The 24,958-nt window shown below is 46.6% G+C and carries 24 protein-coding genes and 1 pseudogene; 24 read left to right on the top strand and 1 reads right to left on the bottom strand.

The window, feature by feature from the left end:
* Positions 1–26: 26 nt before the first annotated feature.
* From mnmE to ACJROR_RS10060, 21 genes are all read left to right on the top strand, one after another.
* The gene (gene mnmE, locus ACJROR_RS10160) at positions 27–1,397 is read left to right on the top strand and encodes a tRNA uridine-5-carboxymethylaminomethyl(34) synthesis GTPase MnmE (protein ID WP_406546961.1); all 1,371 of its coding nucleotides are present in this window, start codon (positions 27–29) and stop codon (positions 1,395–1,397) included.
* Positions 1,398–1,399: 2 nt separating this feature from the next.
* Positions 1,400–2,629 carry an elongation factor P maturation arginine rhamnosyltransferase EarP gene (gene earP, locus ACJROR_RS10155; protein WP_406041137.1) on the top strand — a complete coding sequence of 410 codons (1,230 nt, stop codon included), beginning with the start codon at positions 1,400–1,402 and terminating at the stop codon, positions 2,627–2,629.
* Positions 2,626–3,189 (top strand): elongation factor P, encoded by a 564-nt coding sequence (gene efp / locus ACJROR_RS10150; RefSeq protein ID WP_406041135.1) that lies wholly within the window; start codon positions 2,626–2,628, stop codon positions 3,187–3,189. Before earP ends, efp begins: the two co-directional genes overlap by 4 nt.
* 609 nt (positions 3,190–3,798) lie before the next feature.
* Positions 3,799–5,694, top strand: coding sequence for a tRNA uridine-5-carboxymethylaminomethyl(34) synthesis enzyme MnmG (mnmG, locus tag ACJROR_RS10145; RefSeq protein ID WP_406041133.1), 1,896 nt, complete (start codon positions 3,799–3,801; stop codon positions 5,692–5,694).
* A complete protein-coding gene (gene rsmG, locus ACJROR_RS10140; RefSeq protein ID WP_406041131.1) occupies positions 5,687–6,322 on the top strand; it encodes a 16S rRNA (guanine(527)-N(7))-methyltransferase RsmG in 636 nt (211 codons plus the stop codon). Before mnmG ends, rsmG begins: the two co-directional genes overlap by 8 nt.
* A gap of 6 nt (positions 6,323–6,328) precedes the next feature.
* Positions 6,329–7,117: a ParA family protein gene (locus ACJROR_RS10135; RefSeq protein WP_406041129.1), complete on the top strand. Its 789-nt coding sequence runs from the start codon at positions 6,329–6,331 to the stop codon at positions 7,115–7,117.
* 21 nt (positions 7,118–7,138) lie between these two features.
* The gene (locus tag ACJROR_RS10130; protein ID WP_406041127.1) at positions 7,139–7,999 is read left to right on the top strand and encodes a ParB/RepB/Spo0J family partition protein; all 861 of its coding nucleotides are present in this window, start codon (positions 7,139–7,141) and stop codon (positions 7,997–7,999) included.
* A gap of 78 nt (positions 8,000–8,077) precedes the next feature.
* Positions 8,078–8,482 (top strand): hypothetical protein, encoded by a 405-nt coding sequence (locus ACJROR_RS10125; RefSeq protein ID WP_406041125.1) that lies wholly within the window; start codon positions 8,078–8,080, stop codon positions 8,480–8,482.
* 27 nt (positions 8,483–8,509) lie between these two features.
* The gene (gene atpB / locus ACJROR_RS10120) at positions 8,510–9,571 is read left to right on the top strand and encodes a F0F1 ATP synthase subunit A (RefSeq protein ID WP_406041209.1); all 1,062 of its coding nucleotides are present in this window, start codon (positions 8,510–8,512) and stop codon (positions 9,569–9,571) included.
* Positions 9,572–9,592: 21 nt separating this feature from the next.
* Positions 9,593–9,823: a F0F1 ATP synthase subunit C gene (gene atpE, locus ACJROR_RS10115; RefSeq protein ID WP_406041123.1), complete on the top strand. Its 231-nt coding sequence runs from the start codon at positions 9,593–9,595 to the stop codon at positions 9,821–9,823.
* Positions 9,824–9,842: 19 nt separating this feature from the next.
* Positions 9,843–10,313 carry a F0F1 ATP synthase subunit B gene (locus tag ACJROR_RS10110; RefSeq protein ID WP_406041121.1) on the top strand — a complete coding sequence of 157 codons (471 nt, stop codon included), beginning with the start codon at positions 9,843–9,845 and terminating at the stop codon, positions 10,311–10,313.
* Between the two features lie 8 nt (positions 10,314–10,321).
* A complete protein-coding gene (locus tag ACJROR_RS10105) occupies positions 10,322–10,855 on the top strand; it encodes a F0F1 ATP synthase subunit delta (protein WP_406041119.1) in 534 nt (177 codons plus the stop codon).
* A 15-nt stretch (positions 10,856–10,870) separates the two neighbouring features.
* Positions 10,871–12,412, top strand: a complete 1,542-nt coding sequence (atpA, locus tag ACJROR_RS10100; RefSeq protein WP_406041117.1) for a F0F1 ATP synthase subunit alpha — start codon at positions 10,871–10,873, stop codon at positions 12,410–12,412.
* 22 nt (positions 12,413–12,434) lie between these two features.
* Positions 12,435–13,298, top strand: a complete 864-nt coding sequence (gene atpG / locus ACJROR_RS10095) for a F0F1 ATP synthase subunit gamma (protein ID WP_406041115.1) — start codon at positions 12,435–12,437, stop codon at positions 13,296–13,298.
* A gap of 26 nt (positions 13,299–13,324) precedes the next feature.
* The gene (gene atpD, locus ACJROR_RS10090; RefSeq protein WP_406546960.1) at positions 13,325–14,722 is read left to right on the top strand and encodes a F0F1 ATP synthase subunit beta; all 1,398 of its coding nucleotides are present in this window, start codon (positions 13,325–13,327) and stop codon (positions 14,720–14,722) included.
* Between the two features lie 10 nt (positions 14,723–14,732).
* Positions 14,733–15,191, top strand: coding sequence for a F0F1 ATP synthase subunit epsilon (locus tag ACJROR_RS10085; RefSeq protein ID WP_406041111.1), 459 nt, complete (start codon positions 14,733–14,735; stop codon positions 15,189–15,191).
* A gap of 375 nt (positions 15,192–15,566) precedes the next feature.
* On the top strand, positions 15,567–16,940 hold the full coding sequence (gene glmU / locus ACJROR_RS10080; RefSeq protein ID WP_406041109.1) for a bifunctional UDP-N-acetylglucosamine diphosphorylase/glucosamine-1-phosphate N-acetyltransferase GlmU: 1,374 nt from the start codon (positions 15,567–15,569) through the stop codon (positions 16,938–16,940).
* A 10-nt stretch (positions 16,941–16,950) separates the two neighbouring features.
* A complete protein-coding gene (gene glmS / locus ACJROR_RS10075; RefSeq protein WP_406041107.1) occupies positions 16,951–18,783 on the top strand; it encodes a glutamine--fructose-6-phosphate transaminase (isomerizing) in 1,833 nt (610 codons plus the stop codon).
* Positions 18,784–18,790: 7 nt separating this feature from the next.
* On the top strand, positions 18,791–19,630 hold the full coding sequence (locus ACJROR_RS10070) for a deoxyribonuclease IV (RefSeq protein ID WP_406041105.1): 840 nt from the start codon (positions 18,791–18,793) through the stop codon (positions 19,628–19,630).
* 167 nt (positions 19,631–19,797) lie between these two features.
* Positions 19,798–20,433, top strand: coding sequence for a molybdate ABC transporter substrate-binding protein (modA, locus tag ACJROR_RS10065; RefSeq protein WP_406546959.1), 636 nt, complete (start codon positions 19,798–19,800; stop codon positions 20,431–20,433).
* 89 nt (positions 20,434–20,522) lie between these two features.
* The gene (locus ACJROR_RS10060; protein ID WP_406041101.1) at positions 20,523–20,795 is read left to right on the top strand and encodes an HPr family phosphocarrier protein; all 273 of its coding nucleotides are present in this window, start codon (positions 20,523–20,525) and stop codon (positions 20,793–20,795) included.
* 93 nt (positions 20,796–20,888) lie between these two features.
* Here ACJROR_RS10060 and ACJROR_RS10055 read toward each other — a convergent pair whose 3' ends face one another.
* A complete protein-coding gene (locus tag ACJROR_RS10055; protein ID WP_406041099.1) occupies positions 20,889–21,524 on the bottom strand; it encodes a type II secretion system protein in 636 nt (211 codons plus the stop codon).
* A gap of 399 nt (positions 21,525–21,923) precedes the next feature.
* On the opposite strand from ACJROR_RS10055, the gene ACJROR_RS10050 reads away from it, so the two are divergent.
* From ACJROR_RS10050 to ACJROR_RS10040, 3 genes and pseudogenes are all read left to right on the top strand, one after another.
* Complete coding sequence (locus ACJROR_RS10050) at positions 21,924–23,969, top strand: vWA domain-containing protein (RefSeq protein WP_406546958.1); 2,046 nt, start codon at positions 21,924–21,926, stop codon at positions 23,967–23,969.
* Positions 23,966–24,682: an ABC transporter ATP-binding protein gene (locus ACJROR_RS10045; RefSeq protein ID WP_406041095.1), complete on the top strand. Its 717-nt coding sequence runs from the start codon at positions 23,966–23,968 to the stop codon at positions 24,680–24,682. The genes ACJROR_RS10050 and ACJROR_RS10045 overlap by 4 nt, the downstream gene beginning before the upstream one ends.
* A gap of 27 nt (positions 24,683–24,709) precedes the next feature.
* A pseudogene (locus ACJROR_RS10040) lies at positions 24,710–24,958 on the top strand (hypothetical protein); the annotation flags it as partial.

The following is a 24,958-nucleotide window of genomic DNA, read 5'->3' as shown; positions in this document are numbered from 1 at the left end:
AGTTTTTTATTATTCGAGGACAAAGCATGTATTACAGCGAGGAAACCATAGCGGCTGTGGCCACACCTGCCGGACACGGCGGAGTGGGAATCATCCGCGTTTCAGGAGCAAAAGCAGGCGAAGCTGAAAAAATAATCACCGGAAAGCAGACATCTCCCCGTTTTGCGTCCTACACCGATTTTCGGGACAGCAACGGCAATAAGATAGACGAAGGACTGGTCATTTATTTTAAAGAACCGCACAGCTATACCGGTGAAGATGTGGTGGAATTTCAATGTCATGGCGGGCCTATAGTGCTCAACCGCTTAATGCAGGAAATACTTAAGATCGATAAAGTCAGACTGGCCGATCCTGGAGAATTTACCAAAAGAGCTTTTCTAAACGGGAAAATCGATCTTACTCAGGCTGAAGCCATACAGGATCTTATTAACGCAACCAGCATTCAGGCTGCAAAATCAGCAGTAAATTCTCTTTCAGGATCCTTCTCCGGGAAGGTTTACGAACTTTTGAATGCTTTAATAAAAATCAGAACCTATGTAGAAGCAACCATAGATTTTCCCGATGAAAGCATTGATTTTGTCAGCGAAGGAGATGTTCTGAAGGAATTGCAGGTTCTGAAAGATAAGGTTCAGGATATCAGGAACGCTGCAAAACAGGGAATTCTGCTGAACGAAGGAATAAACATAGTCATAGCCGGAAGACCCAATGCCGGAAAATCATCTCTTCTTAATGAACTTCTGGGAGTGGAACGGGCGATAGTAACAGACATTGCCGGCACTACCAGAGATACCATAAGGGAAACTATCAATATTGACGGACTGCCTGTTCATATAACAGACACCGCCGGTCTTCGCAGCAATACAGACAATGCAGTGGAAAAAATTGGCATAAACAGATCGTGGAATGAGATACAAAAGGCCTCGCGAATTCTGTTTTTATTTGATATATCAGGAAATGACAGTCAGGAACAGATAGCTCTTTTTGAAGAAATTATTAAAAACACTGAGAATAAAATTCCATGCACAATATTATTTAACAAAACAGACAAAAAAACTGATTTTAAAATACCAGAAGAATTGCAAAATAACACATATATAAAAATTTCAGTAAAGTCAAAAACAGGTCTCTTGGAATTAAAAGAACATATCAAACATTTTGCCGGATATGCAAATACTACAGAAGGTATTTTTTCCGCAAGAAGAAGACATTTAAACGCCATGGATAAAGTTCTTAAGGCTTTGAATAATGCAGAAGCCAACCTGAACAATAATGCAAATATGGAAATAGCTGCCGAAGACCTTAAAATAGCTCAGAACAGTTTAAATGAAATAACTGGCAAATATACTGCTGACGATCTTCTAAGCAACATATTCAATACATTCTGCGTGGGCAAATAAAAGTGACAAATGACAAAAGCATAGATATTTTTTGCCAGGTAATTGATAACTATGGGGATGCCGGGGTTACCTACAGACTGGCCAGAATCCTCAGTACTCGCGGCTATACTGTAACGCTTTTTATTGATAATTTCAGGGTATTAAAAAAACTGAATCCAGGCATTGATGACAGATGTCGCTGCAATAATGAAATGCCATCATGCCCTCAGAAACAGGAACAATTAATTGCCAATAATCTCAAAATAAGGTTTTGGATGTCTGATGATGCAGCTGACAAAAAGGACTTTTACAGAGAATTCTGCTACAAACCTGCCGGTACTGTTATCGAAGCCTTTCAATGCCGCCTGCCCGATGTCATCATCAGGACTTTCGCCGCTACCACCATCTGGATCAATCTTGACTATCTGAGCGCCGAAGAATGGGTAGAAAGCTGCCATGAACTGCCGTCACTGCAAAATAACAATATCAGTAAATTCTTCTTTTTTCCGGGATTTACAAATAAAACAGGAGGCCTGAATTTTGAAGAAATAATTTATACAAAATCAAAAGAGGAGGCCATATCAAACGTAACCAGAATTCTTCATATCAGCCAGGACTTAAATAAATTCTTCAAGGTTCTGATATTTACTTATGAAAACGAATCCCTTATTCATCTGATCAGGGCTATTACAAACATAAAAGGAAAAACAATGCTTTTTCTCCCAGAAGGGAGAAGCACTGAATTCTTAAAAAATAACAGCAACTTCATAAAACTTATGGCAGAAAGCCAGAATATTACCGCAGTATCTTTTAAAATGCTTCCTCAGGAACAATTTAATGATGTGCTGAAGGCCATGGACTTAAATGTTATAAGAGGTGAGGACTCCTTTGCGCAGGCCAATATGACCGGTGTCCCTTTTATCTGGCATATCTACCGCCAGGATGAAGGAGCCCACCTCATAAAACTGAAGGCATTTACCGACCTGTACACCGCAGATTGTCTGCCGCGCCTGAAAGAGACAATAGAAAAAGCCTTTACGAGTCTGAACGATTCTGAGATAAAGCGCGATAATGAAGACAGCAAGCAAGCAAAGGAGGCCTTGTCAATTTTCTGCGATTTTATGATAAAATACCCCGAAATCTGCGCTCTGTCTGCAAAATGGGCAGAAAAGCTTTTTAATATGGGAAATTTAAGTACACATCTGGACAGCTTTATCCAAAAAGCCCAGAACAATCTTAAGGTAAACAAATGAAAATCGCTCAAGAAATCCGCACCGGGAACGTGATTATGGTTGGCAACAACCCGATGGTAGTTCTCAAGACTGAATTCAACAAATCCGGCCGCAATGCCGCTGTAGTAAAAATGAAACTGAAAAACCTTCTCAGCGAAGGCGGCACCGAAACTGTTTTTAAAGCTGACGAAAAGCTTGATGATGTCATTCTGGAACACAAGACCTGCACCTTTTCATACTACGCCGATCCTCTTTATGTGTTCATGGATGAGGAATACAATCAGATTGAAATCGAAAAGGACTTCCTTGGGGATGTAATAAACTACATCGTTGACGGCATGGAAGATGAGTGCACCGTAACCTTTTATAACGGCAAGGCCATTGGCGTGCAATTACCGATAACCATCGTAAGAGAAGTTGAATACACCGAACCTTCCGTACGCGGCGACACATCTGGCAAGGTTACTAAGCCGGCCACTCTCAAAGGAACAGGCTTTACCATCAGCGTAGCTGATTTCGTTAAGACCGGTGACAAGATTGAAATTGACACCAGAACCAACGAATTCAAAAAGCGTATCTAACTGACCCAATACGGTAAAATCAGGTAAAAGAGGAGTAGTACTCCTCTTTTTTTTGACTTGCGGCGCTGATTTTCCAGCAATACAGGATCTTTGGCAATGCAGCTGAAACCAAACTTGTTAACAATTCTGTGTATAACAATGATAATAGAATGAAAACAACCTGTGCATCCTCAGAGAATTGTTGATAACTATGAAACACATATGGTTGTCAACAACCTGTAAAAAAGATATTAACAATTAGTGGATAAAAGTGGATAACTTATAAACATGTTAACAAGTACTATAGTTATCAACAAATACGACACTGGAAAGGCACAGCGAAAGCACAAATGCTGAAATGGGTTAAACCATTATAAAATAAAGTCCGAAAATGGTTATCAACAGCAAAAGCGGCACAAGAAAAAGAAGAAAAAGAATCATTAATTAAGAAAAGAAAAAAAGAAAGAAAAAGGCCGCCGCAAACAAAAGCCAGCCATTGCTGATGTACGGAAGTCAGCTTACATCGCCGCTAAGTTACCCGAAGCTTAAGCAACACAATGACGTTAAGAACAAAAAACATTAAAATACCCCAAACTCAAAATCACAGCGTCCAAGCGGAGAACACACAAAATGTTTCATCACCAGGAATTTGACGTCATAGTTGTAGGCGGAGGGCATGCCGGAATTGAAGCATGCACTGCCAGCGCACGCATGGGACTGAATACCCTGTTACTCACGCACAATATAGAAACGCTGGGAGAAATGTCATGCAATCCCGCCTTCGGAGGAATAGGAAAAGGGCACTTAATTAAAGAGATTGACGCTCTTGGCGGCGTCACTGCCACAGCAGTTGATCATGCGGGCATCCAGTTCAGAACTCTTAACTCCAGCAAAGGACCAGCAGTAAGAGCGACAAGAGCGCAAACGGATCGCATACTGTACAAAATAGAAATCAGAAAGATACTGGAAAACTACCCTAACCTGCATATTTTTCAGCAGCCCTGCACAGGGCTATTGTTTGACGGAAACAAGGTAACAGGAGCTGAAACCGAAGCCGGAATACAAATCAGGGCAAAAACAGTAATTCTATGTACTGGCACATTCTTAAACGGACTCATACATATAGGTCTGAACCATTACAGCGGAGGCCGTGCCGGAGAACAGGCATCAATAAAGCTGGCTGAGCAGATGCACAGTTACCCTATAAGAATGGGCAGACTGAAAACCGGGACGCCCTGCAGAATCGATAAAAGAACAGTAAATTTTGCAAAGCTGCAAAAACAGGAGCCTGACAAGGATATCCCGGTATTCTCCTTTATGGGTAAAAAAGAAGATCATCCGGAACAGATATGCTGCTACATAGCAAAAACAAATGAAAAAACACATGAAATAATAAGAAACAACCTGGATCGCAGCCCGTTATACGCCGGGGTAATCCATAGCGTAGGTCCGCGTTACTGTCCTTCAATTGAAGATAAGATAATGAGGTACCCAGATAAAAACTCGCACCAAATTTTTATCGAACCGGAAAGCCTATACACCAACCTGCTCTATCCCAACGGAATATCCACCAGCCTGCCGTTTGACGTGCAAACGGAAATGGTTCATTCAATGGAAGGCCTGGAAAATGCTGAACTGGTACGCCCTGCTTATGCCATAGAATATGACTTTTTTGATCCGCGGGATCTTAAGGCTACTATGGAAAGCAAATTCATAGAAAACCTGTTCCTGGCAGGCCAGATAAACGGCACCACCGGATACGAAGAAGCCGCAGCTCAAGGATGCCTGGCCGGAATAAACGCCGGACTCAGGTGTCAGGGCAAGGAAGGATGGAGTCCGCGCAGAGACCAGGCTTACATCGGTGTGCTTATGGACGACCTTTGTACCCTGGGAACCAACGAGCCCTACAGAATGTTTACCTCAAGAGCCGAATACAGACTTCTGCTCAGAGAAGATAATGCTGACATTCGGCTTACTCCCATTGGCAGATCTCTCGGACTTATAAGCGACGAGAGATGGTCATTTTTTGAGAACAAAATGGAGCAGATAGAAAAAGAAAAAAGCAGACTCAGAGATACATGGGCTTCGCCCAACAACAGCTATGCAGAAAAGCTTAACCCGGCACTGAATTCCCCTTTAGGAAAAGAACAGAATCTGGAAGAGATTCTCAGACGCCCGGAAATGACTTTTGCGAAGCTGATGCAGGCTACGGGCCTAACCCCCATTGCCGCTACAGAACAGGCTCAGAAGCAAGTGGAAATTCAGGTAAAATATCAGGGCTATATCGAGAACGAGCTTGATGAAATTCAGAAGCAGATCAGAAATGAGGAAACCTACCTCCCGGCGAATTTTGATTACAGCGGAATTCCTGGTCTGTCCACGGAAATCGTAATGAAGCTGAATGATTTTCAGCCGGAAACCATCGGAAAAGCTTCCAGAATTTCCGGAGTAACCCCGGCTGCAATATCAATTCTGCTGATTCATTTAAAAAGAATGGGCCTTCTGGGAGTAAAGGATAATGAATGAACTGAGAGGATTGCTCGTCTCCGAGGTCAGAGCCATGAATCTGGAAGCATGCGTGAACGATGAAAAGATCTCCCGGCTTCTGGCTCTGACTGAGCTTCTCATGAAATGGAACCGTGTTTATAATCTGACATCTATAAAAAAAGGGCCGGACATCATCCTTAAGCATATAGCTGATTCCATTTCCGTAGCTCCGTTCATTACAGGACAAAACTATGCTGATGCCGGCTCCGGACCGGGATTTCCCGGAATCCCGCTGGCTATCCTGTTTCCGGAAAAGAATTTTTACCTGCTGGAAAGCCTGGGCAAGAAAATCAATTTTCAAAGGGAGGTCAAAAGACAGCTCCGGCTTGAGAATATTTTTCCGGAACAGACTAGATGCGAACTTTTTACCCCGCCGGTTGCCATCGACGGGGTTATCAGCAGAGCTTTTGCTTCTCTTCCGGATATGCTGGAGCTTTGCAAAAACATTCCAGCTGAAAACGGAGAATTTCTGGCCCTCAAGGGAGAGGTTCCTGAGAATGAACTAAAAGAGCTTTCAAAGGAATTTGAAGTTTTGGATATAATACGCATTCAAGTTAACAAAACACTTGGACAAAGACACTTAATAAGACTGATTAAAAGGAAATAATTAAAAGTGAGTAAAATAATTGCACTTGCAAATCAAAAAGGCGGCGTTGGAAAGACCACCACATGCATAAATCTGGCAGCCTCCCTGGCAACGCAGAAAAAGGTGCTGATTGCCGATATGGATCCGCAGGGAAATGCCACCATGGCCAGCGGGATAAGCAAGTTTGATCTTAAAAAAAGCATATATGATGTGATTATTGACGGAACCCCGGCAAGCGAGGTCATTCTCCATAGCGAAACCGGCGGTTATGACATCCTGCCCGGAAATTCTGATTTAACCGCAGCCGGTGTCAGACTGATGAATTTTTTTGCCAGAGAAAACCGGCTTAAAAACGCGCTGGAAGCAATAAGAGACAATTATGATTTTATTTTCATTGACTGTCCTCCGGCATTAAACCTGCTTACTGTAAACGCTCTTTGCGCGGCGGATTCGGTTATAGTCCCCATGCAGTGCGAGTACTTTGCCATGGAAGGTCTGACGGATCTTATGGATACCGTCAGACAGATCAAGGATAATCTGAACCCTAGGCTCAGAATCGAGGGGATTCTGCGCACCATGTTTGACAAAAGAGCAAAACTCGCCTCAGATGTATCTGACAATCTTAAGGAGAACTTTAAAGGCTCTGTTTATCAGACTATCATTCCGAGAAACGTGAGACTGGCAGAATCTCCAAGCTACGGTAAACCGGTTTACTATTATGACAAAAGCTCTCTGGGGGCAAGGGCCTATCTGGCGCTGGCCGGCGAGATTCTCAGAATGCAGGATGACGAGGAATCGGAACAGGCTGAACAATAAATTTTGATAATCGGAGGGGATATGGCCGGACTTGGTCGACGCGGTCTTGATGCGTTACTGCAGCATAACGCATCTTCATCATCTAACAGCCTGTCTGATGCTTCAGACGGACTCAGAAACATTGATATTTCCTGTTTGCAAAGAGGGAAGTTTCAGCCTCGGGCAGAAATTGATCCTGATTCGGTTACTGAGCTTGCCGAATCAATAAAATCTCAGGGGATTATTCAGCCCATTGCTGTAAGGTCCCTGGGAAACGGGCAGTATGAAATACTGGCCGGTGAAAGAAGATGGCAGGCCGCTAAAATTGCCGGACTGTCCCAGGTGCCCTGCATTGTAAGGAACGTTTCAGACAGAGATGCCATGCTTATAGCGCTGATTGAGAATCTGCAGCGTGAGAACCTTAACCCCATTGAAGAGGCTCAAGGCCTGGAGAAGCTTAAGAAAAATCTCTCCTGCACCGATGAGGAACTGGCCAAAACCGTTGGCAAATCCCGTTCAGGGGTTACCAATATCCTTCGTCTCAACGATCTTTCCGAAAAGGTTAAGTCATTTCTGATTAACGGAGATCTCACTGCCGGACATGCAAAGGCTCTTTTGGCTATTTCGGATCCGGAAAAACAGGAATCTGCCGCCATTACGGTCATTCAGAAAGAAATGTCAGTGCGAAAAACTGAAGATTTTGTGAAATCCATCATTTCTCCGAAAAAAGAAAAGACACCTAAAGAGGATCCTGTTTTTGAGAGTTTTCAGGAAACTGTGTCAAATAAGCTTGCCGATTACAATGTAAAATGTGTAAGTTCTGGCAAAAACCGTGGAAGATTGATATTAAGTTACTCAAATATTGACGAATTGCAAAAAATTAAGGATCTTCTGGAGCTCTGATTGTTGATTTTTCAACAAGGATCCAATAAATTTACAAATACATCAAAGCGGTTAAAATAATAGACAGGTTACGCGTATATGAAACAGGTCGGCTCAGTGCCGGAGATGAAGACCCAGATAATACATATCATGGCTTTCTCCTTTCTGGTGCAGCTGAGTGTCTGGCCGGTTATACTCAGAATATGCACCGGAAGTTCCTTTCTGGCGGCCAAGGCTTTTTATTCAGGTTTTCTTGGCGGATGCGCCGTTCTGCTTCCGGAGGTTGCTTATCTATACATGGCTTCCATAAATCACAGAAAGATTAGCGCTCCGGTGATTTTTGCGGAAATGATGCTGGGCAAGCTTATAAAGTTAGTTCTGTTTGCGGCGCTGGTGTCTGTATGCCTGAAATTTGTTTCATTAACGTTATTTGTTTTCTTTACTGCTATTGTGGCGGAAGTGTTTGCTCTTTTTGTGGCATTTGTCAGAAAAAGCTGTCGGTGAATCAGGGTTTGATCTATGGCTGATGATATACAAAACAATCCCCAGGAGGAACAGCAGGGTTCCCTTTTTACATCTCCGGGGTTTGATACCAAGGAGTATATAACGCACCATTTGAACTTTTTGCAGATTGATCTGAGCACGGGAAATGTTCTTCATAGCAAAAAGGTTGACAGCGTTTACGATTTCAATGAATGTCTGTGTGGCGATGGCATGACGAGCAAATGCATGGCCAGTCCGGCAACAGAGGAACAGTGCCTGATAAAATTCCATGCAACTGACTGCAAATATTCGGATCTGGGATCCGGAAAGTGCATTCCCGTTATGGAGCATGGTACCAAAGAACCGATTTTCAGCCCTACGGTGATAAACATAGATTCCACGCTGATATCCATTGTCATGGGGTTTGTTTTTCTGGCTCTGTTCGGCGCGGCGGTGCGTCTGTCTGCTAAGAGCAAAATCCCCAATAAATTTCTCTGCGCCATTGAGATGGTGATAACTTTCGTCAATGACACCGTGGAAAGCATGTTTTCAGTAAAGAATAAACTGATTGCTCCGCTTTCGCTTACTGTCTTCATGTGGGTATTTCTGATGAACCTTCTGGATCTTATTCCAGTGGATCTGATTCCTCAGATTTGCTCTTACATCGGAGTGCCGTATCTGCGTCTGGTGCCTTCTGCTGACGTAAACATCACTCTGGCCATGTCGTGCTCCGTATTCCTGCTGATTATTATTTACGGCATAAAGTACAAAGGGATTACGGGCTTTGTTAAAGACTATACCCGGCATCCCTTTGATTCCGTTTTCATGGTTCCCGTGAACATGTGTCTCGAGATTGTGTCCCTGTTATCGAAGCCTATATCGCTGGGCCTGCGACTTTTCGGGAATATGTACGCCGGCGAAATCATCTTCATTTTGATAACAGTGCTGTTTACAGTGCTCATAGGCCCCGTCCCTCTCGGCGGTTTTCTGGGAGGTCTGGTGGACGTTGTATGGGCGTTGTTCCATATTCTGATTATCACCCTGCAGGCTTTCATTTTTATGGTACTTACCATCGTTTATCTGTCATTGGCCAGTACCAAGGATGAGTAATTTTTGACAAAGGAGTTATTTATGGATCTTCAAGCTGTTGCATATCTTTCAGCCGGCATCATGATGGGGCTTGCTGCTATCGGCGGCGCTATCGGCATCGGCATTCTCGGCGGCAAGTTTCTGGAAGGCGCAGCCCGCCAGCCTGACTATATTAACACCCTGCGCATTAACTTTTTTATCGTAATGGGTCTGGTGGACGCCATTCCTATGATTGGCATCGGTCTGGGACTTTACCTGCTGTTCGCCGTATAGTGGCAAAAGGGGTTGTATTGTGAGTTTCAATATAACTTTTTTGATACAGATGATAGCGTTTTTAATATTCACTTTCATCTGTATGTTCTGGATCTGGCCGCTTCTGATGAAGGCTATCACTGATCGTCAGAACGAAATTAAGAAAAGTCTTGATGATGCCGCCAAGGCCAGACAGAGTGTTGCTCTTGCTCAGGACAATGCCGAAAAAATCATTTCCGAGGCCAAAGACAAGGCTCAGGAAATTGTTGAACAGGCTGAAAACCAGAGATCTAAGCTGATTGATTCTGCTCAGCAGGAAGCAAAGGCTGAAAAATCTCGGATCGTTAAGTCCGCTGAGGCTGACATTCAGACAGCTCAGAATAAAGCCAGAGAGGAGCTTCGCAAGCAGATTGCCCAGCTGGCCACCGCAGGCGCCGAGCAGATTTTAGGACAGAAGCTGGATTCCAAGTCAGACGAGGCATTGATTAACGACGCCCTGAAGAATTTCTGAGGATTTTTATGGCTGATGATTTAACAGTGGCCAGACCTTATGCAAGAGCGGCATTTTCCTATGCCGATGAAAATAATGCTCTTGATTCATGGCTGGGTTACCTTACCGCCCTTGCGGCATTGGTTAAATATTCGGATATCACTGAAAAAGCTGAGGTTGGCGCCGCTGAGGATACTGTAAAGTACGCTTCGGGGATTCTTAAGGAGTTTATGGATGAGAAGCAGACCAATTTTTTCAGGCTCCTTCTCGAAAATAAAAGACTTAAGCTTGTTCCGCACATTCTTTCCGAGTATCAGAATTATTCCGATGACAAAAAAGATTCGCTCAGCGCTGTTGTAACATCAGCGAGACCTCTCTCCGAGGATGTTCTTGCGTCCATAAAGGAAAAGGTTCAGAAGAAATTCGGTGTGTCCTCGGTCAGGATACAAACAGTAACAGATCCTTCTTTGATGGCTGGTTTTACGGTGAAGGTTAAGGATCAGGTTTTTGATGCCAGCATACGTACACGTCTCAACAGACTGATTGTTTCGCTTGGTTCGTAAACTAGGGAATATCATATGCAGTTAAATTCAACCGAAATTGTAGATCTTATCAAACAGAGGATCTCTCAATTTTCCGTGTCTGCCGAAAGCAAGGATGAAGGTACCATTGTATCTGTCTCCGATGGCATTGTTCGTATTCACGGTTTAAGCGGTGTAATGTCCGGTGAAATGATTGAAATTCCGGGAAACCGATATGGTCTCGCTCTCAATCTTGAGCGTGATTCCGTGGGAGCGATTGTGCTGGGGCCTTCCGGTGATCTGACCGAAGGAATGAAGGTCAGATGCACAGGCAAGATTCTTCAGGTTCCGGTAGGTCCCGGTCTTCTGGGACGGGTAGTTGATACCCTGGGCAATCCGGTTGACGGCAAGGGCGCGGTGAGCAATGACGGTTTTGCTCCGGTAGATGTTATTGCCCCGGGCGTTATTGCTCGCTATAAGGTGGATCAGCCCATTCAGACAGGTTATAAGTCCGTCGATTCCATGATTCCCATTGGACGTGGCCAGCGCGAGCTTATCATCGGGGATCGTCAGGTGGGCAAAACCGCTCTGGCCATAGATACCATCATCAACCAGAAGAATTATGGCGTTAAATGCATCTATGTTGCCATCGGTCAGAAAGCTTCAACTATAGCCAATGTGGTACGCAAACTGGAAGAGCATGACGCTCTTAAGAATACCATCGTGGTAGTGGCATCCGCTTCTGATACCGCAGCGCTGCAGTACATGGCTCCTTATGCCGGCTGCGCCATGGGCGAGTACTTCAGAGATCACGGCGAGGATGCTCTGATTGTTTACGATGATCTTTCCAAGCACGCTGTTGCTTATCGCCAGATTTCCCTTTTGCTGCGCCGTCCGCCTGGGCGTGAGGCTTTCCCCGGAGACGTGTTCTATCTGCATTCCCGTCTTCTGGAAAGAGCGTCTCGTGTCAGCGCCGAGTACATCGAATCCATCACTCAGGGAAAAATAAAAGGAAAGACAGGTTCTCTTACCGCCCTGCCTATTATTGAAACCCAGGCGGGAGACGTGTCAGCATTTGTGCCTACCAATGTGATTTCAATTACAGACGGCCAGATCTTCCTGACGACCCAGTCTTTTAATGCCGGTATCAGACCGGCGGTGGATCCTGGTATTTCTGTATCCCGTGTAGGCGGCGCCGCTCAGACCAAGATTATCAAAAAGCTTTCCGGCGGTATCAGAACAGCTCTGGCGCAGTACCGTGAGCTGGCAGCGTTCTCCCAGTTTTCTTCAGATCTTGATGAAGCTACCAGAAAGCAGCTTAATCACGGCGAGAAGGTAACTGAGCTTATGAAGCAGAAGCAATATGCTCCGCTGACGGTAGCGGAACAGGCCCTGCTTCTGTTTGCCGTGGAAAGAGGCTTCCTGGAGGATGTTGAACTGAAGAAGGTGGCCAGCTTTGAGAGTTCTCTTTTGCACTATGCGCAGACTGAGTTTGCTGATCTTATGAAAAGCATCGAAGAGAATCCTGTCTACAACGATGATGTTGTAGGAAAGCTTGCTGATTTGCTCACCAAATTCAAGGAAACTCAGAAATTCTGATATTTCTGCATGAGGAGCGAATATGGCAGGCACCAAGGAAATTCGAACTAAGATCGCCAGTGTAAAGAGCACCCAGAAGATTACCAAAGCCATGCAGATGGTGGCGGCATCAAAAATGCGGAAGGCCCAGGACAAGATGATTCAAAGCCGTCCGTATGCAGAGACCATGCGCACTCTTATCGGGCACATTGCTCTGGGGCATCTGGAGTACAGGCATCCTTATGCTAAGTCCCGTCCGGTTAAGAATGTCGGATACATCATCGTTTCTACGGATCGCGGACTGTGCGGCGGCCTTAACATTAATCTTTTCAAGCTGGTGCTTAATCAGATAAAAAAAGATGATGAAAAAGGCATTAAAAGTTCGATAGCGGTAATCGGCAGCAAGGGGATTGGCTTTTTCAGCCACGTGGGGGTGAAAACCCTGGCTCATGCTTCAGGCATGGGGGACAATCCTTCAGTTGAAAGTCTTATCGGTTCTGTGAGACTGATGCTTCAGGCTTTTGACAACCACGAGATTGACAAGCTTTGTCTGGTTTACAACCGTTTTGTTAATACCATGGTGCAAACACCGATTATCGAACAGCTTCTTCCCATTACCGAGGCTGAGAAAACCACTGTTAAAAGAGACAGCTGGGACTATATCTATGAACCTGATGCAAAGAACATACTGGATCAGATTTTCAAGAGATATATAGAAGCCATGGTATACCAGGGAGTTGTCGAAAATCTGGCATCTGAACAGTCCGCTCGCATGGTGGCCATGAAGGCCGCTACCGAAAACGCTGACGGTCTGGTTTCGGATTTACAGCTTGTTTATAACAAAGCCCGGCAGGCCGGTATTACTCAGGAAATTACTGAAATAGTTTCCGGGGCCGCTGCAGTATAGATAACGTTAATTTTTAGAAGGTACACATGACTGACAATCAGAAAGCCGCACAGGGTGTGGTGGTTCAAATCATCGGTGCTGTAGTGGATGTGGAATTCCCGAATGACAAGGTGCCGAAGGTATATAACGCACTTGAAGTTGAAGGTGACAAGAAGCTGATACTTGAGGTTCAGCAGCAGATTGGCGGCGGCCTGGTACGCTGCATTACCATGGGCACCTCCGACGGACTGGCGCGCGGAGCTCGGGTTACTGATACCGGAGAGGCTATCAAGATTCCGGTAGGAGAAGAAACTCTGGGACGCATTATGAATGTTCTGGGGGATCCGGTTGATGAAAAGGGCCCTATCGGCGAAAAGGAAAAATGGGTAATACACAGAAGCGCTCCCAGCTATGAGGATCAGTCAAATACCACTGAACTTCTGGAAACAGGAATTAAGGTTATTGACCTCATCTGTCCGTTTGCCAAGGGCGGCAAGGTTGGTCTGTTCGGCGGCGCCGGCGTAGGCAAAACCGTGAACATGATGGAGCTTATAAACAATATTGCCAAGGCTCATTCTGGTCTGTCAGTATTTACCGGCGTGGGCGAGCGTACCAGAGAAGGCAATGACTTCTACTTTGAAATGCAGGAGTCAAAGGTTTTGGACAAGGTATCCATGATCTACGGCCAGATGAACGAGCCTCCGGGGAACCGTCTCCGTGTAGCTCTTACCGGACTTACCGTGGCTGAAAAATTCCGGGATCAGGGACGTGATGTGCTGCTGTTTATAGATAATATTTATCGTTACACACTGGCAGGCACAGAGGTATCCGCCCTTTTGGGAAGAATGCCTTCCGCCGTAGGCTACCAGCCGACACTTGCTGAAGAAATGGGTATGCTTCAGGAGCGAATTGCTTCCACCTCCAAGGGGTCTATTACCTCTGTTCAGGCTGTTTATGTTCCGGCAGACGACCTGACAGACCCCAGCCCGGCCACTACCTTTGCCCATCTGGATGCCACCATCGTTCTTTCCAGACAGATTGCCGCTCTTGGTATTTATCCTGCGGTGGATCCTCTGGATTCAACCTCAAGACAGCTGGATCCTCAGATTGTCGGCAATGAGCATTATGAAGCCGCACGCGGGGTGCAGAGCGTGCTGCAGCGCTACAAGGAGCTTAAGGACATTATCGCGATTCTGGGCATGGACGAACTGTCTGAAGATGATAAGCTCACCGTTGCCAGAGCCAGAAAGATCGAAAGATTCCTGTCGCAGCCGTTCAGTGTGGCAGAAGTGTTCACCGGACGCGAGGGCAAGTATGTGCCTTTGAAGGAGACCATCAGAGGTTTCAGGGGAATTATCGATGGCGAGTACGACTCCATCCCGGAACAGGCTTTCTATATGGTAGGTTCCATTGACGAGGTGCTTGAGAACGCCAAGAAGCTTTAAGGACTGACCTATGACAGACAACAGCAAGTCATCTGAAAATAAAGGCCGCAGAGAAATTCATCTCCGGATCGTCAGCGCGGAGAAGAGAATTTTTTCCGGTCAGGTTGCAGGTGTTCATGTAAGAGGAGCTTTGGGTGAGCTTGGCATTCTTCCCGGGCATAGTCCTCTGCTCACCACCATTCCTTCAGGCAATGTTTCCTATACTACTCTTGAAGGTGACAAGAAAATTGTTTTTGTGAGCGGCGGTGTGCTGGAGGTACAGCCCAAGAGTGTGACCATCCTTGCGGATACAGCCATGAGAGGCGAGGATATCGAAGAATCCAAGGCTCTTGAGGCAAAGAGAGAGGCAGAGGAAATGCTTGCCAATGCCACTCCGGACAAGGGATACTCCCAGGCCCTGTCTCAGCTGTCCCGGGCTATCTCCCAGCTGAAAGCCATAGAATTGTCCAGAAAGGGCAGAATAAAATAAGATTGTTTCAATTTCAGGAAAGGCCGTTCTTTCGAGAGCGGCTTTATTTTTCTGGTCTGAGGATAACTTTACCCGGTGATTCTTAAAACTGGCCTGATTCAGGGATGAAACAGGCGAGACCGCGGAATTTTAAGCACTGACTAGTACATTTTTGGTGTTTTTATGTATTTTGAAGGATGCTGCTGCTATACTCATTTCCAAAGCTGCGGCAGCGCTGTTTTATCCTGAGCTCATCACAGCCTGTTACGAATCCCTTTTACCGGTCTTTTATTCGTCAGGTTTCTTCTGTTTGGGACAGGGGGCAGAATAAAAAAGCGTTTTTCTCATTTATAATGACTGTACCTGTTACAGAACACAAAAGGATTTACGGCAAACATGTTTGAATCTCTTGAAATAATCGTTCTGGCGGCCGGAAAAGGCTCCAGAATGCATTCGCATTTACCGAAGGTGCTTCATAAAATTGGCGGTAAAACCCTGCTTCAGCATGTTCTAAAGGAAGCTGAAACCCTTAATCCCAAAAGAATTCATGTCGTTTACGGCTTTGGCGGTGATGCTGTTCGCGAAGCTACTCCGGGAGATTACCACTGGGTGCGTCAGGAGGAGCTTCTGGGAACCGGTCATGCCGTCATGCAGGCTCTCCCCGGCTGTGATGCAGACAGCGGGGTTTTAATTCTGGTTTCCGATATTCCCCTCATAAGAGCTGAAACCATGAAAAGACTGCTTGATGCGGTTCCGGAGCATGGGGTGGGGGTGCTGACTTCCGTGGTGGATAATCCGGAGGGGCTGGGGAGAATCATCCGCGCTTCTGACGGTTCTATTACCGGTATTGTTGAGGAAAAGGACTGTTCAGCCACGGAAAGGCAAATCAATGAAATTAATACCGGAGTAATAGCAGCCGATGTTAACACCCTGAACGTTCTCCTGAAACAAGTAAGAAACAGCAATGCGCAGCAGGAATATTACCTTACTGATATTATCGGTCTGGCTGTTAAGGATAAGTTCGGAGTTGCCGGATTCCAGGCAGAGGATCCTATGGAATGTGGCGGAATCAATAATAAAATTCAGCTGGCCTGCGCCGAACGGTATTATCAGAAACGCCTTCTGGAGGGGTATATGGCCGCAGGTCTGATAGTGGCGGATCCGGCTCGCGCTGATATCAGAGGCAAGCTTACCTTCGGGCAGAATACCTTTTTGGATGTTAATGTCATCATAGAAGGAGACGTGATTCTGGGGAATGATGTCGTTGTGGGAGCCGGCTCTGTTCTTAAGGACTGCTGCATAAAGGACGGGTCCGTTATCAGCCCCTACACGATCATTGAAGGGTCGGTGATTGGCGAAGGAGCCACTCTCGGGCCTTTTGCCAGATTCCGGCCGGGCTGCGAGCTTATGGAAAACGTTCATGTCGGAAACTTCGTGGAGGTGAAGAAGTCAAAGCTGGGCAAGGGGACAAAATCCGGACATCTCTCCTATCTGGGAGACAGCGATATTGGCGAAAACGTCAACATCGGGGCAGGAACCATTACCTGCAATTATGACGGAGCCAATAAGTGGCAGACAAAAATCGGCAACGATGTTTTTGTGGGATCGGATACGCAACTGGTAGCTCCGGTTACCGTGGGGGACGGCGTTACTATCGGTGCCGGCACCACGGTGACCAAAAACATTCCGGATAACAACCTGGTGATAACAAGAGCGCCGCTTAGAATGATTCCCGGCTGGAAGCGTCCGGCAAAGATTAAGAAGAAATAAGGAACCTGTTATGTGTGGAATTGTGGGAGCTGTTGCCCAGAGGGATGTATCTCAGATACTTTTGGAAGGTTTAAGCCGTCTTGAATATCGCGGATATGATTCTGCGGGTATTGCCGTTATTGACCATGGGAATCTGAAAAGAATCCGCACTGCAGGCAAAGTCCGGGAGCTTGCCGAAGAGGTGAATAAAACCGTTCTGCCCGGCGGCACCGGCATAGCGCATACCAGATGGGCCACCCATGGAGCGCCTTCCGTTGTCAATGCTCATCCGCATGTTTCCGGCAATATTGCTGTGGTGCATAACGGTATCATTGAGAACTATCTGGAGATCAAGGAGAGACTTCTCGGAGAGGGATTTTCCTTTGAGTCCGACACGGATACCGAGGTTTTGGTGAAGCTGGCGGATTACTACAGAAGAACGGAAAAGGATTTGCTCTCTGCAGTAAAGGCAGCGGTGCAAGATCTCCGCGGGGCGTACGGCGCGGTATTTATCAGTTCCGCCGAGCCGGATCATCTGGTTTTGATAAGAAGCGGCAGCCCGGTGGTCATAGGTGTCGGCTTGGGCGAGAATTTTGTGGCGTCAGATCCTCTGGCACTGATGCCGGTTACTCATAATTTCATTTATCTGGAGGAAGGTGATATTGCCGATATTTCCAGATTCAGGATTTCTGTCTGGGATGCTGCCGGCAATGCAGTGACGAGAGAATCCGTGAGCTCTGATGCTTCCTCTGGCGGTGATGCCACCAAGGGAAATTATCATCACTTCATGGAGAAGGAAATCTATGAGCAGAGCATTGTTATTCCGCAGTCTCTGGAGGGGCGTATCAGAAACGGGCGCTTTTTGCCGGAGTCTTTCGGAGCCAGAGCAGTAGAACTTTTTAAGGAAACAGAGCATGTAAAGATCGTTGCCTGCGGAACCTCCTTTCATGCCGGTCTTATTGCCAAGTCCTGGATTGAAGAGTTTGCGGGCATTACCGCCGATGCCGAGATTGCTTCGGAATTCCGCTACCGGAAGAGCGTGACGCAGCCTCGCACTTTGTTCATTACCATTTCCCAGTCCGGAGAAACAGCGGATACGCTGGCGGCCTTGCGCCTGTCCAAACAGCAGGGATATTTGGGCTCGCTGGCCATTTGCAATGTGCCGGAATCGTCTATTGTGCGGGAATCGGACATGGTGTTTTTCACCAGAGCCGGGAGAGAGATTGGCGTAGCCTCCACCAAGGCTTTTACCACTCAGCTTTTAGCTCTGCTCTTGTTTGCCGGAAGTCTGGCAAAGATTAAAGAGCGTATTGATGCTGAAACCGAATCAGCCATGGTTCAGGCTTTGGAGAAAATTCCGGAGTTTATCAGCGATGTGCTCAGACAGGATGACATAATCAGAAAATTATCTTTGGATTTTGTTAACAAACGAAATGCCCTTTTTCTGGGCCGCGGAGTTATGTGTCCGGTAGCAATGGAGGGAGCTCTTAAGCTTAAGGAAATCAGCTATATTCACGCCGAGGCTTATGCGGCAGGAGAATTGAAGCACGGCCCCCTGGCTCTGATTGATTCCGAGATGCCGGTAATTGTGGTTGCTCCCCGGAATGACCTTCTGGAAAAGCTGCGTTCCAATATTCAGGAGGTACGGGCTCGCGGCGGCGTTCTCTATGTGTTCGCTTCCGAGAACTCCGGGTTCCGTGATGAGGAGAATATGAAGATTATTCACCTTCCGGCGGTTCCTGATGTTATTTCTCCTGTTATTTACACGATTCCCTTGCAGCTTCTGGCATATCATGTGGCCATTATCAAGGGAACCGATGTGGATCAGCCCAGAAATCTTGCTAAATCTGTAACAGTGGAGTAACCGGGCGATGCTGACTTTGGGATGTCACCTTTCCATGAGTTCCGGTTATCTGGCCATGGCCAGAGATGCGGTTTCCATCGGGGCAAATACCTTTCAGTTTTTCACCAGAAATCCCCGCGGGGGAAAGGCCAAGCCCGTGGATCCCGATGATATCCGGGCTTTTCATGAGTATTGCGGGGAGCACGGAATAAACATCATTCTGGCTCATGCCCCCTATACCATGAATATCTGTTCCGCGGATCCCGGTATCCGGGAATTTGCCAGGAACATGATGGCGGATGATCTTCGCAGAATGGAGCATACCCCGGGAAATTACTATAATTTCCACCCGGGCTCCCATGTTCAGCAAGGCGTGGAAATCGGCACCTCTTATATCACGGCAGCTCTTAATGATATTCTCAGAGAGGAACAGACTACTACCGTTCTTCTGGAAACCATGGCCGGAAAGGGATCTGAAATCGGACGCACCTTTGCCGAAATTGCTGCTATTATTAACGCCGTGGAGCTTAAGGACAAAATGGGAGTCTGTTTGGATACCTGTCATGTCTGGGATGGCGGTTACGATATCTGCAATCGGCTGGATGAGGTTCTGGAGGAGTTTGACAGACATATCGGGCTTTATCGGCTTAAGGCGATCCACCTTAATGACAGCAAAAATGTTCTGGGAGCTCACAAGGATCGGCATGAATGCATCGGGCGCGGTCAGATTGGGCTGGAGGCTCTTATGAGGGTAGTGAATCATCCTGTTTTGAGAAAACTGCCCTTTTATCTGGAAACGCCGCAGCCGGATCTGAATGGCTATCGTGATGAAATAAGCCTTATCCGAAGCGGTTACGTTGAGGATTGAGAGTTTGATATTTTGTTCAGATAATTATGTTAAAAGTAAGATGCTCTAAATTTTTTATATTACCGGTATTTCTGAGTTCTTTTTTATGGGGAACGAGTACTGTTAACGCCGCAGAGGAGAAGGTAAAGGTATGTGCCGTAGCACAGCTTTATGATGCTCTTAAAGCGGTGCAGGAACGCGGATCCGGAGATGCTTCCTTCGATATTGAAGCAGGGTCGGCCACAGATCTTTATTCTCGCATTGCCAACAGAGAGCTTACCTGCGATATGTATATCGGTCATGATCTCCGTTTTCCGCAGAAATACATTCTGGGCGGAATGGCGGATCGCGGAACGCTGCAGCCCATTGGTTCCACCAAACTGGCTCTGTGGTCTGTTACCGGTATTGTTGACAGCATGTGCCGTATCCTGAAAAAGGGCACTTATTCGCGCATCGGCGTATCAGATCCTCGTATTCAGCCGTCTGGCTATGCCGTCCTGCAGTCCCTTAAAAACTATGAACTGGACGAAAAGGCGGTAACCGCAAAGTTTATGTATGCGGCCAATGATTTTCAGACCATGAGCTTTGTGATGAACGGGACGGTGATGATGGGATTTGTTCCGTATGTAATGATAAGACAGAACAAAGTGGCTAAAAAAGGCTCTTACTGTTTGATTCCGAATTCGTTTCATGAGCCTTTATACTTCTATTCCGTAGTATTCCATAATACAGATCCGGCAAAGAAGCAAAAAGCTCTGGAGCTCAGAAATTATTTTGTTTCCCGGGAAGCAAAGAAGATTTTTTCGGAATATGGTGTTGATTAACCTGCGGCGCTGATCAGCATTGATATCCTGGATCAGTCGTAAAACAGCTTCTTTAAGGATATTTTTTAACAATAAAGGTGGGTAGCATTATGAATTTGGAAATGGACGTTACCGTTAACAGCAAGCACGGCCTTCATGTAAGACCCTGCACGTCTCTGGTAAAGATTTGCATGAGCGATCCGTCTGTGGCTGTCAAAATCAGAAACGTGAGCGAAGATTCCGATTATGTTGACGGCAAGTCAATGATGCAGGTATCCTCCCTGCGCGCCGCCTATGGTCAGGTGCTTCATTTCGTATTCATCGGAGAAAAGCCTCAGGGGCTGGCTGACCGGGTGGAGGATTTCTTTTCCCGGCTTGATTAAGTTTTCAGGCTTCCGGAAAAAAGAAAGGAATGTCCGTAATGGCATTCCTTTTCTGTTTCCGCCAAGCGAATATCCCGAGAGCGCGGAATATGGTCAGCACCCATCAGTTGAGATATCAATAACCCTTTTTATGGAGCCGTTCGCATCTTTGTGAGGATTTCCGTAAACAACATAGCACCCTTTTTTGGAAGCTTCATCGATAACGCCGCCGCTGACATTGTATTCAGGGAGTTCAATGTCAGAGGGCCCTATAAGCATATGAACATCCTGTTCTGAAACCTTTTTAACCTTATACTGCCAGTCATGATCCTTGCGATCCGCGGCGTTGTGCTTTCGGTAATCAATGTCCAATGCTCTCAGTATCCCCGATGTCTCCTTCTCGATAGTGGGCGGATTGTTAAGCACGGCCGGATAACCGTAGGAAACCGCAATGCCGTTTGACACATCGCATCTGTCTGATGCAGAGCCGTCAAGACAAAGGTAATGGAGGTCAAGCTCTTGTACGGAATTGTCGGCCGGATATTGTTCTATGCCGGCGATTACCGATTTGCTCAGGGTGATATGCCCGGCGCTCTTTATGGCTGCCATAAGACCGTTCAGTTTTGATATTCTGGCGTCACGCTGGAGATCCATGAATTTGGGAACTGCCACTGCGGCAAGAATGCCCAGAATGACGATGACCACTACCAGTTCTATTAACGTAAACCCCCCGGATTTTATACTGCGCATGGAGCCTCCCAGTCCTTGTAGTATTTGTGTGTAATTGCCTGCTTCGGTGTTCCTGCAACCTTGAACCTGAAGATTGGATTCTAACATTTCCGGCCTTTGGTGTCTGTGAGACAATTCTCATCGGCTCAATTCTCATGGCATTCAGGATTCCCTGAGCAGCGACAGATATGCGGCACGCAGCCTGATAAGCTTTTCATTCAGGGGAACGCTGACACCGCTTAACTATGTTAGCGGCAGAATTTTCCATAAGTTCATTTGAACCATTTCACATATTGCTGTAATGTCTGGATTAAGTTTTGAATCTGATTGAAAGAATTTCATAAAAAGATAACCGCCGGGAGTTCAGTGAATATAGAATCATATCTGAGAACAGCTATTGAGATTTTTGCAGGTAGTGACATGAAGACATCAAAATTATTTACAGCCATGGCGGCATTGCTGATTATGGGAAGTTCATGCTGGGACGTTTTTGCCGGAGATAACAGAGTTCCGGTGGCGGTTTCAGCGGATTCCAAGGTTCCTTTGCGCATTTTGACGCGTCCGGGAGCCGTTCTTTACGCTGATGCGGAAGGAACCAAGGTGCTGAAGAGCAATGTCCCGACCTTCTCTTCGTATTTTGTTTACACCAGGCCCAAGGGCGAAGCCGCTGCCTCCGGCGAGGGCTGGTACGAAATTGGCAGTGACGACAGAGGTTCCGTTAAGGGCTGGATGAAGGGCAATGATCTTTTTGAATGGAAGCAAACCATGTGCCTGACATTCAGTCATCCTGATGGCAGAAGTCCGGTTCTGATGTTTGACGATGAAGATATTCTGAATACTCTTATCGGCATGTCCGAGGATGACAGAACCGCAAAGGTTGACGGATATTATTCCGATATTGACCAGGCCGCAGCCGGTAAAAAGAAGCTTTCCAGGGATTTTCCTGTTTTATCTGTGGAACCGAAAATGGCCGTGGATAATGCGGATAATTTTACCCTGATGCCCATTGTGGATTACAAGGTGGTGGAGTTTGAGGGGCGAGAATCCCGTCTCCTTGACATTGTGGCGGTGAACAGCACGGAGAAGGATCGCAAGGCATCCGACATTCGGGAAAACAAGGAATATCTGACAGCGTCCAATGCCACTTCGGAATCCAAATCCAAAGATCTCAAGGACATGAAGTACGACATTGTCTGGGTTGTGGACACCACCCGCAGCATGGGGCCTTACATCGAGAAGGTGCGGGAAATAATGAACCGGGTTTCCGGGGAGATTGCCAAAAACAAGAGCTTTGGCGATAAGGTAGCGTTCGGTGTCTGGGGGTACCGTGATTCTGCCACTATAGAAGGGCTGGAATATGTTACCAACAATTTCACTCCGGAACTGCAAAACGCCCAGGATTTTGCGGAGACCATTGGCAAGGTTAAGGAAACCAAGGTTGATTCCGTGACATTTGATGAGGATATGTTCTCGGGAGTCAATGATGCGGTGAAAAACACCGCCTGGCGTAACAACACCACCAGAATTATCATCGTGGTGGGCGATGCTCCGGGACATCAGGAGGATCATGAATGGAATATAACCGGACTCAATCAGGAAAACATGCGTCATCTTGCTGATGATAACGGGATTACTCTGTTTGCCATTCACATCAAGCCGAACAAAACAAAGAAATTTAACAAGATTGCGGCTACCCAGTTTAAGACGCTTTCTCAGAATCCCGGGGTTTCAGATTCTCTTTACTGGGATATCACCGCATCAGATATGAAGAGCTTTGAGAATGTTGCCGCCATGATTACCGAAAGAACTTTGAACTATCTGGCCAGTGCCGAAAGCTCCTTTACCGGCAAACAGGTGGATACCGTAAGCATTATGAAGGATGATGCTCAGAATGTTAAAGGTCCGTCGGCAGATGTCATTAATCAGGCTCTTCATGCAGCCGCTGTTACCTGGCTGGGCAATGAAGCAGATGTAGCTCCGCCCCGGGATATCGAAGCATGGGTTTCAGACAAGGATCTTAAAGACAGCACCAGACAGTCTCTGGAGGTACAGCTTTTGCTGACCAAGGCTCAGCTTGACGCCATATCCACGCTGCTTAAGGAAGTGCTGGTAGCCGGCGAAACCAATCAGGTCAGCGGCGATGACTTCTTTACCTCGCTGCAGGCTGCTTCTGCAGTGGCAGCCCGGGATCCGGATAAGCTGGCCAAGGCCGGCAATATAGCGGAATCGGGACTGGTGCCGGATTTTCTTAAGAATCTGCCCTATAAGAGCCGTCTTATGGAAATGAATAACGAGGTCTGGGAAAGCTGGGGACCGGATGAACAGAATGCATTTCTGAGCAACCTGGAATCCAAGATAAAGGCTTACGGGGAAATTCATGACAATACCGCAAAGTGGATCTCCCTTAATGAAGGCGATGATGCAGATGATTATGTGGCTCCGATTCCTCTGGATCTGATGCCATGAACAACTGTCTCAGTGTCAGGAATCTCCGTCTCAGCCGTACAAAAAATGATTCCACCTTCACGCTGCTTGTGCCGAAGCTGGATCTTTTTACGGGAAAAACTCTGGCCGTGGTTGGCCAGAGCGGATGCGGGAAGTCTACCCTGACGGATATCCTGGCCCTGGTGCTGAAGCCTGATTCCGCTGAGCGATTCGTAATGCGCCGGGGCCAGCGGGAGATTAATCTCTTTACGGCCACTCGCCGGGAGCAGGCTGATATCAGAGGCCGGGATATTGGTTATGTGCTGCAGTCCGGAGGGCTTTTTCCTTTTTTGTCAGTCCGGGAAAATATCATGCTTCCGGGGCGTCTTCTGGGCATGGACAGCAGAACCGTAAGAACCCGGGCTGTGGAACTGGCCCGGGCCATGGGCATTGCCGATCAGCTCAACAAGAAACCGCAATTTCTTTCCGGCGGGCAGCGGCAGAGGGTGGCTATTGCCCGGGCTCTGATTCACAAACCGGGGCTGGTTCTGGCAGACGAGCCCACTGCTGCCGTGGACAGTGTTTCGGCTGAAGATATCTGCAAGCTTCTCAAGGCAACGGTAATTGAAAACGAAGCTTCTCTTTTGATAGTCAGTCATGATCGCAATCTCATGCATAAGTATGCCGATGATGAAGTGACCTTCAAACTTGAGAGAAGCAACGGCATTACATCAACGTTGATACCAGGTAAATGATAATCAGTAATCTGGGATAATTATTCTATGGCAAAAGCACTGACTATTGCAGTTATTTCATGCAAGGATATTCTTCATGAGTGGAGGATGAGTTTTTGCGTGATGTTTGCGGTTACCGCCATTGCAACGCCGCTTCTTATATTTTTCGGACTGAAATCCGGGATAATGGAAACTCTGCGACTGCGTCTTCTCAGCAATCCGGCCACCATGGAAATTATTTCAGTTAACGAAAACCGTTATGAAGATGGCTGGTTTGACAGCAAAAGAAAAGACCCT

The sequence above is a fragment of the Succinimonas sp. genome (assembly GCF_045225735.1).
Classification (GTDB): Bacteria; Pseudomonadota; Gammaproteobacteria; order Enterobacterales; family Succinivibrionaceae; genus Succinimonas.
This window is presented reverse-complemented; position numbering and strand designations above follow the sequence as displayed.

Coding starts and splice junctions, on each gene's coding strand:
- atpD (WP_406546960.1), top strand. CDS start 13,325: ATGACTGACAATCAGAAAGCCGCACAGGGTGTGGTGGTTCAAATCATC.
- ACJROR_RS10060 (WP_406041101.1), top strand. CDS start 20,523: ATGAATTTGGAAATGGACGTTACCGTTAACAGCAAGCACGGCCTTCAT.
- ACJROR_RS10105 (WP_406041119.1), top strand. CDS start 10,322: ATGGCTGATGATTTAACAGTGGCCAGACCTTATGCAAGAGCGGCATTT.
- mnmG (WP_406041133.1), top strand. CDS start 3,799: ATGTTTCATCACCAGGAATTTGACGTCATAGTTGTAGGCGGAGGGCAT.
- efp (WP_406041135.1), top strand. CDS start 2,626: ATGAAAATCGCTCAAGAAATCCGCACCGGGAACGTGATTATGGTTGGC.
- ACJROR_RS10070 (WP_406041105.1), top strand. CDS start 18,791: ATGCTGACTTTGGGATGTCACCTTTCCATGAGTTCCGGTTATCTGGCC.
- glmU (WP_406041109.1), top strand. CDS start 15,567: ATGTTTGAATCTCTTGAAATAATCGTTCTGGCGGCCGGAAAAGGCTCC.
- ACJROR_RS10055 (WP_406041099.1), bottom strand. CDS start 21,524: ATGCGCAGTATAAAATCCGGGGGGTTTACGTTAATAGAACTGGTAGTG.
- ACJROR_RS10050 (WP_406546958.1), top strand. CDS start 21,924: ATGAAGACATCAAAATTATTTACAGCCATGGCGGCATTGCTGATTATG.
- atpE (WP_406041123.1), top strand. CDS start 9,593: ATGGATCTTCAAGCTGTTGCATATCTTTCAGCCGGCATCATGATGGGG.
- atpG (WP_406041115.1), top strand. CDS start 12,435: ATGGCAGGCACCAAGGAAATTCGAACTAAGATCGCCAGTGTAAAGAGC.
- ACJROR_RS10085 (WP_406041111.1), top strand. CDS start 14,733: ATGACAGACAACAGCAAGTCATCTGAAAATAAAGGCCGCAGAGAAATT.
- ACJROR_RS10125 (WP_406041125.1), top strand. CDS start 8,078: ATGAAACAGGTCGGCTCAGTGCCGGAGATGAAGACCCAGATAATACAT.
- rsmG (WP_406041131.1), top strand. CDS start 5,687: ATGAATGAACTGAGAGGATTGCTCGTCTCCGAGGTCAGAGCCATGAAT.
- ACJROR_RS10130 (WP_406041127.1), top strand. CDS start 7,139: ATGGCCGGACTTGGTCGACGCGGTCTTGATGCGTTACTGCAGCATAAC.
- ACJROR_RS10045 (WP_406041095.1), top strand. CDS start 23,966: ATGAACAACTGTCTCAGTGTCAGGAATCTCCGTCTCAGCCGTACAAAA.
- mnmE (WP_406546961.1), top strand. CDS start 27: ATGTATTACAGCGAGGAAACCATAGCGGCTGTGGCCACACCTGCCGGA.
- glmS (WP_406041107.1), top strand. CDS start 16,951: ATGTGTGGAATTGTGGGAGCTGTTGCCCAGAGGGATGTATCTCAGATA.
- atpA (WP_406041117.1), top strand. CDS start 10,871: ATGCAGTTAAATTCAACCGAAATTGTAGATCTTATCAAACAGAGGATC.